General features: G+C 35.6%; 5 protein-coding genes. 4 read left to right on the forward strand and 1 reads right to left on the reverse strand.

The genetic code is table 11. The features are described 5' to 3' along the window. Nucleotides 1–19 precede the first annotated feature (19 nt). Nucleotides 20–367: a hypothetical protein gene (locus KTJ72_RS02265; protein WP_053796929.1), complete on the reverse strand. Its 348-nt coding sequence runs from the start codon at nucleotides 365–367 to the stop codon at nucleotides 20–22. Nucleotides 368–768: 401 nt separating this feature from the next. Between KTJ72_RS02265 and KTJ72_RS02270 the strand changes: the two genes are divergently transcribed. The 4 genes from KTJ72_RS02270 to KTJ72_RS02285 all read left to right on the forward strand — a co-directional run bounded on the left by KTJ72_RS02270 (nucleotide 769) and on the right by KTJ72_RS02285 (nucleotide 14,875). Next, nucleotides 769–2,406, forward strand: coding sequence for a peptide ABC transporter substrate-binding protein (locus tag KTJ72_RS02270; RefSeq protein WP_217304047.1), 1,638 nt, complete (start codon nucleotides 769–771; stop codon nucleotides 2,404–2,406). 468 nt (nucleotides 2,407–2,874) lie between these two features. Next, complete coding sequence (locus tag KTJ72_RS02275) at nucleotides 2,875–3,675, forward strand: 2-keto-4-pentenoate hydratase (protein WP_217304048.1); 801 nt, start codon at nucleotides 2,875–2,877, stop codon at nucleotides 3,673–3,675. Between the two features lie 241 nt (nucleotides 3,676–3,916). Beyond that, on the forward strand, nucleotides 3,917–10,330 hold the full coding sequence (locus tag KTJ72_RS02280; RefSeq protein ID WP_217304049.1) for a glycoside hydrolase family 70 protein: 6,414 nt from the start codon (nucleotides 3,917–3,919) through the stop codon (nucleotides 10,328–10,330). A gap of 243 nt (nucleotides 10,331–10,573) precedes the next feature. Beyond that, on the forward strand, nucleotides 10,574–14,875 hold the full coding sequence (locus KTJ72_RS02285) for a glycoside hydrolase family 70 protein (protein WP_217304050.1): 4,302 nt from the start codon (nucleotides 10,574–10,576) through the stop codon (nucleotides 14,873–14,875). Nucleotides 14,876–14,916 lie beyond the last annotated feature (41 nt).

The raw sequence follows: 14,916 nt of genomic DNA on the forward strand, positions 1-14,916 counted from the left end.
CACAGAGGTCTCTTTTCTTTTATTTAACGTCTACATCAGAAGATAACACGTAAGTATTATCATTAATCTTGTAGAAGTTTGTTTGTTCATCCTGGACTAACTTGGTAGATGTTAGCTTAGTTCCTTTTTTGTATGTGTCCTTCTTCAACGAATCAAGACGAGGGAAACTGTATTGACTGGTTTGATCTTTTTTGACAACTAGTTCGTATTTACCATCATGTTTTTGCTTTGTTACAGCAACCGTTTGGTTAACTGCCTTCAATGTGGAATCAACGTTACTATTCTTGGTAGCAATACTAATAGCAGCGATGATGGCGATGAATAACAAGATAATGACAATTACAATTTTTGAAAATGTACTTTTCATTTTTTTCATTCCTTCTCATGTTTACTTTGCTACTTCATAGTATACAACTTTTATTGATAGGGCAACGAAAAAGTGGTCACTTTTACTTTATATTAAAATATAATGAGAATTAATCATTGACTTCTCATTTGTAAGCATGTATTATTCAAGGTAATCAATCTGTACGAAAGAAGGTTATCCATTTGAAGAACGTAATTTTAATTTCATGTTGTTGTCAAACTGTCGTTAGCACAAATGTGGTAACCTTTTTAATCGTGTAACTCGAGATAGTTTGACAGAAATTAATAAAAATTGAGTTATACGAATAAGAGACCACTGTTTGAGGCTAACGTTATTGTTGGCATCAGGCAGTGGTCTTTTTCTTTTGATTGAGCACATACAAACAAATAGGAGTGAAAAATATGAAAAAGTTATTATTAGCAACAGCAATGACGGCGTTAGCAGGGGTAACGCTGGCAGCATGTGGTAATAATTCAGGCAGCAATGATGCCAAGACACAAACATTGAATTTAGCAGCCACATCACAATTAAGTACTTTAGACATTTCAACATCTACTGGATACGGATCAACAGGAAATGCGTTTAGTAGTTTTTACAAGCTTGGTGATGATGGGAAACCAACACTAGATTTAGCGCAAAGTGCTAATACTAGTAAGGATGGTAAGACATGGACATTTAAGTTAAGGGATGCCAAGTGGAGTAACGGTAAGGACATTACTGCCAATGACTTTGTATATTCATGGCGTCGTACTGTAAAACCAGCAACTAAGGCGGAATACTCATACTTATTCAACGATGTTGAAAATGGTGAAGCCATTACTAATGGTAAGATGAGCCCTGATAAGTTAGGGATTAAGGCGCTTAACAAGAATACAGTTCAAATTAAGTTAACTAAACCAATCGCATACTTCAAGACTTTAATGGCATATCCATTATTTGGACCACAAGATCAAGCCATTGTTAAGAAGTACGGTGACAAGTATGGAACTAATGCTAAGTACATGGTTTACTCGGGACCATTCTCAATTGAGGGATGGAACGGAACTAATGATACTTGGTCATATGTAAAGAACAATAATTATTGGGATGCCAAGGACATCAAATTAAAGAAGATTAACTACACTGTTGTAGCTAACTCAACCACCAGTTTGAACCTTTACAACCAAGGTAAGATTGACGTGACTGCATTATCATCAGAACAATTAAAGAACTACAAGAATAATTCGGAATTGCATGATTACTCATACTCAATGACTACATTCTTGCGTTACAACTTTAACGACCCTGATGAACAAAACAGAAAGATTATTAACAACAAAAACATTCGTAAGGCAATCTCTTTAGCAATCGATAGAGACCAATTAAACGAAAGTATTCTAGGTTTTAACACTAAGAAGATTACTGGATTCGTTCCTTACGGATTAGCTAGTGATCCAAAGACAGGAAAGGACTTTGCTGACCAACAAGGCGATAAAGACTCACTAGCTTACAACAAGAAGTTAGCTAAGCAATACTACGAAAAGGGATTAAAGGAATTAGGTATCAAGAACGTGTCATTATCATTAATGGCTTCAACTGATGATGCCAACACTCCAGTTGCGACTCAATACTTAAAGGCACAACTGGAATCAGTTCTTCCTGGTTTCACTTTAAACCTAAGAACCATTCCTGGTAAGTTAGCAAACGATAATTTAACCAAAGGTAATTTTGAAATTTCACTATCATCATGGGGTGGAGACTTCAAAGACCCAATCACTTTCCTACAAATTCCTGAACAAAACACACCTTATAACTTCGGTAAGTACAACGATACAAAGTTCAATGCACTATTGAAGAAGGCCGGCACTACAGATGCAAATGATGCAAGCAAACGTTGGCAAGACCTAATTTATGCAAGTAAGGAACTAAACGATGACCAAGGAATTTCTCCACTATATCAAGTAAGAACTTACTACCTACAAAAGAGCTACGTTAAAGATGTTATTCACAACACTGCTGGTCCACAATGGAACTATACGAAAACTTTCATTAAAAAATAATTAAAAAAGTGTTGACTTTTCTAATTGAGCTCTTATAATAAGGGTCAATTAGATAAATAAATAGCGATTATAAGAACAACTAATCAGAATCGTTTCAAGAGAGTGCTGGGTTGATGTGACAGTATAACGAATTTGATCAAAAGTTATCATTCTTTAGTTAGCCCACTGAAACAACAGTAAGTGGCGCCGGTAGCAACCGTTAAGTTGACAGCGTATCGATTTTTATCCGTACGTAGAGGATAGTCTTTTTAGACTATTAAATTAAAGGTGGTAACACGCGGAAGCGTCCTTAGACCCATATTAAGTATGGGTTTGAGGACGCTTTTTTATTTATCAATTTGGATTAGGAAAGGAAGTGGTGACAATGCAATTACCGATTAGTGAATTAGATGATGGACAGATTAATATTTTATTTTGGATTGCAGCGTCACCAGTTAAGGTACGCTGCTAGAAAAGGAGCGTATTATTATGACAACTACAACATTAGAATTAACCGCAACCGAAGAAAAATTAGCAAACGCATTATTTGAAGCATACAAGACCAAGAAGCCATTAAAAATGGATGAATGGGAAGACATGGTGTCTGACGAAGAGGCATCATACAGAGTTCAAAGAAGATTAATGGAACTAAAAGGTGAGGATCTGGGAGGATACAAGGTCAGTTTGACTAGCAAGCAAACACAAGACATGTTTAATTCAAACGAACCATTATACGGAGCTCAAGTTAAATCACACTTCGTCCAATCACCGGTATCATTATCACTGAAAAGTGAACTAATGGATCCTCTGGCGGAAGTAGAGTTGGTCTTTAAGGCCAAAGAGCCATTATTACCAACCGATAGCCTAGAGGACCTTGCCAATAAGACCACTGTAGCCTCAGGAGTTGAGGTCCCAGACTCAAGATTTTCTGACTGGTTCCCATCACTGTCTAAGTACATGGTCATGTCAGACGCCGCGGTCGGCGGATACGTAGTCTATGGAGAGGAATTCGATACCAACAGTTTCTCACTGGAAAACTTAGAGAACGTGACAACTACACTTACCCATGATGGAAAAGAGGTGGCAACTGGAACTTCTTCAGAAGTTTTAAGTAATCCACTGAATTCACTTCAATGGTTGGTCAAAAAACTAGATGAGCAAGATCTAAGACTAGAGGCAGGCCAAAGGGTATCTTCAGGAACCTTCCTGTTACCTCCACACCTAACCAAAGGAAAGTGGCGAGCAACCTTTAATCAAGGCTTTAGCGATGTAAACTTAGACGTTAAATAAAAAGCAAAAAAGAGAATTCCCAAAAGGGAATTCTCTTTTTGTTTTTTGTAATATTTGTAATGTTACTCTTGATTTTGTTTAAGAAAAAGTAAAGGATGTAAACGTTGATATGACAGTACTTTTTAACAAAAATATCATTTGAGCCTTAAATAAATATTAAAATTTCCTTAACTTTTTTATGTGTTTTTGTTACAATAATGTTGCAAAAATAATAATTTTATCATTGAATTAGGTGGTATTTATGGACAATAATCAAGAGAAAAAATTACATTATAAGATGTACAAAAGCGGTAAGCAATGGATTATAGCGGGTATTTTATCAGCGACAATGTCAGTTGTATTTGCTGAAAACGTTAATAACACAGATGTTACTGCTAAAGCTGATCAAAATAACGTTACATACACAGGTAGTTACGCATCCAGCAATTCCGATAACGGGAAAAGTGCGTACTCAGCATCATCATACATAAGTGGAACTGATTCACTACCAGATTCCGCAAAATCTTCTTTTGCATCCAGTGCAAGCTCATCCAATAGCGTAAGCTCTTCTGCTTCTTCATTATCAAGTTCATCACAAACAGATACATCATCATCTAGCTCCAAAAACTCTGAACAATCAGTGAGTTCAAGTTCTTCATCTCAAAATGAAAGTTCACAAGCTAGCAATTCAAGTGAATCATCAAGCGTAAGTAATAGTTCATCACAAGCTAGTAATTCATCACAATCTTCAAATGCAGGTGACAGTTCAGCACAATCATCATTTGCATCTGTTTCTTTGAGTGTGCAATTGGCTTCAAATTCTTCCGATAGTTTGAAAGCACATACAAAGGAAATTGATGGAAAAACATACTTCTACGATTCAAACAATAATCAAGTGAAATCAGCATTAATTGAAGACAATGACACATATTATTATTTTGGCGCTAATGGTTACTTAACTACATTCAATTCTAAATTCTCAGATGGATCAATCAATTCATCAGATAAGTTATCTATTTACACTCCGGACGGAAAATCAATCACAAACATTGATGGATTTTTAACTGCCAACTCTTGGTACCGTCCAAAGAAAATTCAAGTTAGCGACACACAATGGAGAGATTCTACTAGCTCAGATTTTCGACCATTATTAAGTGTATGGTGGCCTAACAAGACTGTTGAAATTAATTACTTGAATTACATGAGTAAAAACGGTTTAGTTAGTGGTCAATTCGACAGTAATAGTTCTGCTAATGACATCAATAACGCATCTGCCACTGTTAGATTAAACATTGAAAATAAGATTAAAGCTGATAACGGTAGCTTAGAAGAAATAAAATCTTTATTTACTACTTTTGTTAACTCTCAAGATGAATGGAATATTAATAGTGAAGACTATAATTCCGGTGATAGTTTACAAGGTGGGGCTCTTCTTTACGGAAACAACAGTCAAACGAAAGATGCCAATTCAAATTACAGATTACTTAATAGAAACCCAACGCAACAAGATGGAAAAGTAGATTATACACACACAACGGATCCAGGTTTTGAATTCTTATTGGCAAATGATGTTGATAATTCCAATCCTGTTGTACAAGCTGAAACATTAAACTGGTTACATTACTTAATGAATTTCGGTTCAATAGTTAACAATGATAGTTCAGCTAACTTTGACGGTGTACGTGTGGATGCCGTTGATAATATGGATGCTGACGTTTTAAATATTATCAGTCAATACTTTAGAGATGCATACAAGATTAATGCAAATGACGTTAACTCAGACAATCATCTTTCTATTCTAGAAGACTGGAGTGGAAATGATCCATACTATCAAAAAGATCATGGTACAAATCAAATGACCATTGATAGTGGTTACTTGAACTCATTGCGTTCAATTTTAATGTATAACCCTGCAGTAAGATCTGATATGTCCACAATTATTAATGCCGGTGTTGTAAATAGACAAGATGATAATACAACTAACCAAGCAATTCCTAACTATGAAATTGTTAGAGCCCATGATGCCGGTGTTCAAGACATCATTTCACAAATTATCATTGATAATATTGATCCTCACGCATCAGCTTCTAACCCTACATGGGAACAAATGAGAGAAGCGTTCAAGATATATGATGCTGATGAAAATAGTGCTGTTAAGAAATATACACAATACAACATTCCAGCATCATATGCTTTGACTTTAACCAACAAAGACACAACTCCAAGAGTTTACTATGGTGACATGTATACAGATGGTGGCCAATTTATGGCCGAAAAGACACCATATTATGATTCAATTGCTGAAATGCTTAAATCAAGAGTTAAATACGTTGCCGGTGGTCAACACATGGAAGCAGTTAAGGTTAACAATGGCGAAGATACTATTCTTACTTCCGTTAGATATGGTAAGGATGCATTAAACGCGGATGATTTAGGTGACAGTTTAACCAGAACATCAGGAATTGCTGTTGTTGAAAGCAACAATCCTACTTTGACCCTTTCTGCTAAAGATAAGGTTGTTATTCACATGGGTGCCGCTCACAAGAATCAAGAATACCGTCAACTATTAACAGCCTCAAATTCAGGTATTGATACTTTTGATAGTGACAGCTCTACTGGATATGCAGTTGTCCGTACTGATGACAATGGTGACTTAACATTGGATGGAAGTACCATTAAGGGTTACTCAACTCCACAAGTATCCGGATATCTATCAATGTGGGTTCCTTTAGGAGCTGCAGATAACCAAGACATTAGAACTGCACCAAGTTCAACTCCAACAACTGATGGCCAATCAATTCATTCTAATGAGGCATCAGACTCAAATGTTATCTTAGAAGCATTTTCTAACTTCCAAGATTTTTCCCAAACACCTGACCAATATGAAAATGTTGTTATTCAAAAGAATGCAGAAGATTTTAAGAATCTAGGATTTACCTATCTAGAATTGCCACCACAATATCGTTCAACAACTGATGGTTCATTTATTGATTCAGTGGTACAAAATGGTTATTCATTTAACGATAGATATGATCTAGGATTTGGCACACCAACTAAATACGGTACTGCTGAACAATTAATGGACGCCATTAAGGCATTACATGCACAAGGTATTAAAGTGTTAGCAGATATTGTTCCTGATCAAATATATTCATTACCTAACCAACAAATTGTTAATGCAACTAGAACAAATGCTTATGGGAATGCGGATGCTAATTCAAATCTTATTAATAGTTTGTATGATGCATTCAGTAAGGGTTCCGGAACTGACTATCAATATAAGTATGGTGGGGAATTCCTAGAACAACTACAAAAACTATATCCTGATTTATTTACTACAAAACAAATTTCAACAGGTCAGCCAATTGATGCTTCTAAGAAACTGAAAGTTTGGACCGCTGAATACTTAAACGGTTCTAACATTCAAGGCCGTGGAGCTGGATATGTATTAAGTAGTACACCAAATTCAAACTACTTTACTGTTACAGATGACGGAAATACCAATATCAAGACTTCTAATTTACCAAATGAATTATTAGGTAATAATGTCGAATACGGTTTGAAAGTTATTGATGGTAAGAGTAAATATGTATCAACTAGTGGTTACATTGCTAAAAATACCTTTATCCAAGATGATAATGGTAATTGGTACTATGTAGATAATGACGGTGACTTTGCTACTTCTCCACAAGTAATCAATGGGAATAAGTATTTCTTCCTATCAAACGGTGTTAACTTAAGAGATTTTGTTTCGGTTAATAGTGATGGAACAATGAACTACTACCAAAATAATGGTTACATGGCTCAAACCTCAGCATATTACTTCAGTAAGAACATAAATCAAATGCTACACGTAAATGATAAGGGAACATTGGATACTGGAATTGTTAATATTCATGGAAATACTCAATATTTTGATGAAAATGGATATCAAATTAAAGGTGACATCGTTAACTTTAATGGTACAAGTATGTATTTTGACGATGGATCTGGAAACTTAGTTACCGATAGATTCATTTCATTCAACAATGGTTGGTATTATGCAGATTCAAATGGTGCCTTGGTAAAAGGATTACAACGTGTAAGACATGAGAACCTTTACTTTGACGACACTGGTATGCAAGTCAAGGGAGCAATAGTAACATTGAACGGTCACAAAATGTACTTTGATGAAAATAATGGGGAACTATCTCAAGGCAAGTTTGTATTATTCGATGGAAATGTATACTATGCTGACGACAATGGCTACCTTGTTACTGGCTACCAAAACATTAATGGTAAAAACTTATACTTCAATTCCGATGGAGTACAAGTGAAAGATCAATTTATTAATGTTTCCGGTGAAAATGTTTACTTCAACGGAAAAGATGGTTCAGAGGTTATGAATGACTTTATTATTCATGATGGTAAAGAATACTATGCTGATAACCAAGGACATCTTGTAACTGGATATCAGTTAATTAATGGTCAACACATGTACTTTAATGAAGATGGATCACAAATCAAGGATGTTATCGTTAATCTTAATGGAAACCTAATGTACTTTGATAAAGATACAGGAGCTCAAGTTAGCAACCGTTATGTTTTATATAATGGAAACGTATTTTATGCGAATAACGACGGTACTTTAGTAACTGGATATCAACATATTGGTGACAATTACCTATACTTCAATTCTGATGGAACTCAAGTGAAGGGACAATTTGTCAAAATTAACAATGAAGACAAGTACTTCAATGAATCAGACGGATACCAAGTTACAAATAACTTTGTATTTAACGATGGTAATATTTATTATCTAGATGCAGAAGGACTTAAAGTAACTGGATACCAACAAATCGATGGACAAGAAATGTACTTTGATAATGACGGTATTCAAGAAAAAGGTAAGTTTGTAAACATCAACGGTAAGAACCTTTATCTAGACGGACAATCAGGTGCGGTTGTATCTGATAGATTCATTATTAATGATGGAAATGTTTACTACGCCGGGGATGATGGACAACTTGTTAAAGGTGTGCAACGTATCCAAAATCACCAATTACTATTTGATCAAAATGGAGTTCAAGAAAAAGGTAAATATGTATTTAATGATGATGGAACCATTTCATACTATGATGCTAAAGATGGTTATTTAGTTACATCTGACATGACTGTTGATGGAAGAACAATTCACTTTAATGAAAATGGCCAAATGAACATGCCACAATACTTCATAACAATAAATGGAAAGACTTATCATTTGGATGGCAATAACAAGACAACTAAGGGCCTTATTGTTATTAACGATAATAAATATTTCTTTGATGAAAATGGGGTTATGAAACAAAGCCAAGACGTTGTAGTAGGCGGCATTACTTACCATGCTGACAATGATGGTGTATTGACAACTATTAGCAACGAAACCAATGGATCATCAACTGGTAATGGAACACAAAAAAGTTCATCTGCTAATAGCAACGCAGCAAGTGACAACGAACAAGCAAGTCCAAGTGCACAAAGTAGCTCAGTGAGTCATGAAACACAAGCAAGCTCAAGTGCACAAAGTAGCTCTGCAAGCCACGAAGAACAAGCAAGCTCAAGTGCACAAAGTAGCTCTGCAAGCCACGAAGAACAAGCAAGTTCAAGTACCCAAAGCAGTACTTCAAGTCATGAACAACAAAGTAGTTCAAGCGCCCAAAGCAGTTCATTAAGCCACGACGAACAAGCAAGCTCAAGTGCTCAAAGTAGCTCAGCAAGTCATGAAGAACAAGCAAGCTCAAGTGCTCAAAATAGCTCAGCAAGTCATGAAGAACAAGCAAGCTCAAACGCACAAAGCAGTGCTTCAAGTCATGAACAACAAAGTAGTTCAAGTGCGCAAAGCAGCTCAGCAAGTCATGAAGAACAAGCAAGTTCAAGTGCTCAAAGTAGTTCAGCAAGTCATGAAGAACAAAACAGTTCAAATGTAAAAAGTAGTGCTTCAAGTCATGGTGAACAAGGTAAGACAAGCGCTCATGAGAACGGAAATGGTGTTAGCCAAAACAAACCATCTCAATCTCATGCTAATGATGATTCTGATAAAGTATTGAGTAATAGGGAATTAACAACTAATAATCGAGTTTCCAACGATCATAGCGTTAATAATCAAACTACTCAACGCGTAAGCAATGTAAATACTCTATCAAGAACTCAAACTCGTGAAAATCAAAAGATTCAAAGCAAGATGTTAACCACTAAGAGTTTGAAACAGGTTAATAAACAAGCTTCTTCACAAGAAAAACTAGTGAAGAAAGAGTTGAAGCAATTAGATAAACTAAAAGCTGAACTTAAGAAACATAGTTCAAAGAAACTTAAAAAAGAATACAATGCTTTGTTACAAAAATATAAGGCTAATAAGAAGTACTACTTAGCTCTTGTTGCTGAACAAAACACTGTTGAAAAATATCTAAAGAGTGCCAAGAATCTTAAAAAAGATCAAAAGGCATTGAATAGCTTGAACAAAAAGCTAGCTAAGGATAAGAAAGAATTAAAACACCATAGCAGCAAAAAGTTTAAGAAAGCTTACGAAAAGGATATGAAGGACGAAAAGAAACTTACCAAAGCCATCAAGAAATATAAGGGTGACGAAGCTAAGTTGAAGAAGTCCATTGTTAATAACTTTAAGAAAGCTTCATCAATGAAAAGTAAGAAAAGATAATCATTTTTTATCTGTTTAGATATTAAAAAAGAGAATGCCAAAAAAGCATTCTCTTTTATTTTGTTAAAATTACGTTTCATAATCGTTACATTTATTATTCATTCCTTATTATGATAAGCTTTCCAGCCCGTTTAAATATTAAAAAACTGTTTCATCGTTCTTATGTTAAGTAAGTTAACATTTTTGCTGGTATAATTGCTCATTAATTAAGAAAAATGAAGAGAATTCGGGGAGGGCTTTATCATGAATTCTATGAATAATGATAAGAAAATACATTACAAAATGTATAAATCTGGTAAACACTGGATTACTGCCGGTATTTTAACCGGTGCAATTGCATTAACTTTAATTAACATCGATAACCACAGCTTAACAGCAAGGGCTGACGAGCAAACTACTGTTACAACAACATCTACCAATAATTCAAATACAAATGACAATAAAAGCAATGTTCAAGAAGAAGGAGCCACTCAACAATCTACTTCATCATCAACAGCTTCTTCAAGTGCGTCTGCTTCTCAAAGTGCTAGCTCATCATCCGCTAGTTCATCTGCCGAATCAAGTGTTGCTGCTGCCAAGAGTGTGTCAGCTTCTTCAACATCAAGTTCAAGTGCTACAAACTCAGCAGCAGCTACTACCGCAACCGCAGCTACTACCGCAACCGCTTCTGAAAAGACTGATAGTGCTGTTAATCCACAACTTTCAGCCAATGTATCTGATGCATTTAAAGCACATACAAAATACATTGATGGCAAGACTTACTACTACAACGACAATGTGATGCTAAAATCACAAGTTATTGAAGATAACGGAACTAAATACTACTTTGGTGACAACGGGGCTTTAACTAACTACACCAACAACTTCGCTGCTGGAACAATCGCTGCATCTGATAAGACAGCTATCTATTCAGCTGATGATAAAAATATCACTAACGTTAATGGCTTCATCACCGCCGATTCTTGGTACCGTCCAAAACAAATTCAAGTTAACGACGGTCAATGGAGAGATTCTACTGAAAATGATTTCAGACCACTACTAAGTGTATGGTGGCCATCTCAAAAAGTGCAAATTGATTACTTGAATTACATGAGCAAACAAGGACTAGTTTCAGGTACTTTCAGTTCAAGCAATACTTCTGATCAATTAAATACTGCATCAGCTACTGTAAGATTGAATATTGAAAAGAATATTCAAGCAAGTAATGGTAGCGTTGATAAGATTAAGACCATTTTTACTAACTTCGTAAATTCTCAATCACAATGGAACATGACTAGTGAAAACTACGATTTAAATGACGGATTCCAAGGTGGATCATTAATTTATGGAAATAATGACCTTACTCCAAACGCCAATTCAGAATACCGTGTTATTAACAGAAATCCATCTCAACAAAATGGTGTCTTAAACTACAACAAGACTAGTTACATTGGTTATGAATTCTTATTGGCAAATGACGTTGATAACTCAAATCCAACTGTTCAAGCTGAAACTCTTAACTGGTTATACTACATGATGAATTTTGGTACTATCACTCAAGACGATAAGAATGCTAACTTTGATGGAATTCGTGTCGATGCCGTTGATAATATGGACGCCGATATCTTAGACATCATTGCCGGATACTTTAAAGACGCCTACGGTATCAACAAGAATGATAAAAACGCTAATGATCATTTAGCAATCCTAGAAGATTGGAGTGCCAACGACGCCCAATATCTAAAGGATAAAGGTTCTAACCAAATGACCATCGATGGTGGTTACAAGGATGCACTAGCTAATGTATTAACTAACGATCCTAAAAAGCGTTCGGACATTGCTAAGCTAATTACTGCAGGTGTGGTTAACAGAAGAAAAGACAGTACTTACAATACTGCTATTCCTAACTACTCAATCGTAAGAGCCCATGATGCGGGTGTTCAAACAGTGATTGCTCAAATTATTCAAGACAAGATCAATCCAACTGCAAATGGGTTAAACCCAACATGGGATGAAATTAATAAGGCATTCAAGATTTACAATGCCGATGAAAAGAGTACTAACAAGAAATATACTCAATACAACATTCCTGCAGCTTATGCTTTAATGTTGACTAACAAGGATACAACACCACGTGTATACTACGGTGATTTGTACACTGATAATGGTCAATTTATGGCAACAAAGACTCCTTACTACAACTCAATTAGTGCAATGCTAAAGGGTAGAGTGAAGTATGTTGCCGGTGGACAAGCTATGAAGACTGTTGCTGTTAACAATGGTAAGGATAAAGTTTTGGTTTCAGTTCGTTTTGGTAAGGGTGCTAATGCCGTTACATCAAAGGGAACTAAGCAAACTAGAAAATCAGGAATTGCAGTTATTGAAAGTAACAATCCTAAACTTAAGTTAGGTAAGAAGGATAAGGTTGTTATTTACATGGGTGCTGCCCACAAGAACCAAGCATATCGTCCATTATTGAAGACTACTAAGAACGGTATCGCAACATATGCAACTGATAAGAGTGCCAAGAAGAGTGTTGTTTACACAGATTCAAAAGGTCGCTTAATTCTTACTGGTTCAGCAATCAAGGGATACGCTAACCCACAAGTATCAGGATACCTATCAATGTGGGTACCAGTTGGCGCATCTGCAAAACAAGATGTTAGAACTGCTGCAAGTACAAAGGCAACTAAGGATGGTAAGTCATACCACTCAAACGCTGCTTTAGACTCAAACGTTATCTTTGAAGCTTTCTCTAACTTCCAAAGCATGCCAACTAAGCAATCACAATACTCAAACGTTGTAATTGCTAAGAATGCAAAACTATTTGCTAATTTAGGATTCACAAACATTGAGTTGCCACCACAATATCGTTCAACAAACGATGGAACATTCTTGGACTCTACAGTTCAAAATGGATACTCATTTAATGATAGATATGACCTAGGATTTAACACACCAACTAAGTACGGTACTGCAGAACAACTAACTACTGCGATTAAGGCATTGCATGCTCAAAACCTAAAGGTATTGATGGACTTTGTTCCAGATCAACTTTACATGTTGCCAAAACAACAAGTTGTTTCCGCAACTCGTGTAAATCAATTGGGTGTTCTTAATGCTAAGACTAACCTAATCAACATGCTATATGATGCTTACAGTCAAGGTTCAGGTACTGATTACCAAGCTAAGTACGGTGGAGAATTCTTGAGTGATTTACAAAAGATGTACCCAGACTTGTTCACAACAAAACAAGTATCAACTGGTAAGACAATCGATCCCTCAACTAAGATTAAGGTATGGGATGCTAAGTACTTAAATGGTTCTAACATCCAAGGGCGTGGTGCTGAATATGTTCTAAGTAATTCATATGGTGCCGGATACTTTACTGTCCCTACATCAGATAACCCTGGAATTCAAGCAACTGTATTGCCTAAGGAACTATTAGGACAAACTGTTAACTATGGTTTGACTACTATTGATGGTCAACAAAGATACATCACTCCTAGTGGATATATTGCAACCAACTCATTCTTAAAGGATGAAAGTGGTAACTGGTACTACGTTGATGCTCAAGGTAACTTTGTAACTACACCAACAATCATTAATGGTGCTAACTACTACTTCCTACCAAATGGTGTGAATGTAAGGGATGCACTAGTTAAAAATGATGATGGTACATTGAGTTACTACCAATCAAATGGTATTTTGGCTCAATCTACCGGTTACTACCTAAGTAACGGTTTTGGCCAATTTATCTACATTGATAAGAATGGTTATGCTCACAAAGGAGTTCTTAAGTTCGGTAACACTACTCAATACTTTGATACTAACGGATACCAAGTTAAGAATAAGATTGTTACTGTAAATGGCAAGAAGCAATACTTTGCAGCAGGATCAGGTAACCTTGTTAAGAATAGCTTCTTCAGTTACAAGAACAATTACTACTATGCTGATAAGAACGGAAACGTTGTTACTGGGGCAAAGACTATTAATAAGAAGAAATATTACTTCAATAGCAATGGTACTCAAGTTAAGGGAACCTATGTAGTAAACAAGAAGACTGGAGCTCTAACTTATTACAACAAGAACAACGGTCAACTAGTTACCAAGTCATTTAAGAGCAAAAATAATAAGATTACCGTAAACAAAGACGGTAGAGTGATCGCTCCTAACAAGTTAGTAGTTACTGGTAGTGGTAAATATGTACTTAATGCTAAGAATCAAGTTAGATATGGAATCATTAAAGTATCTGGTAAGTACTACTTCTTCGGTTCAGATGGTAATATGAAGAAGTCTGGTAATGTGAAGACTAAATCAATTACTTACACCCTAAGAAAGAACGGTACAGTTAACTTTAATACTGCCAGAATTACTTCTGATGACGATCTAAAGAACGTGCAAGCTCAAATTCAAAATTATAAGAAAGATTTAAAACTAGCTGAAAAGAAATTGAAAGGCATTAAGAAACACACCAATGCTTACACAACAATTTCTAAGCAAGTTACAAGTCTGAAGGCTGAAATCAAAAAGTACAATAATTACGTAAACAATTATTTGTCATAATAAAAAAATACCGATAAGTTATATATACTTATCGGTATTTT

The organism is Apilactobacillus waqarii (assembly GCF_019061205.1).
Classification (GTDB): domain Bacteria; phylum Bacillota; class Bacilli; order Lactobacillales; family Lactobacillaceae; genus Apilactobacillus; species Apilactobacillus waqarii.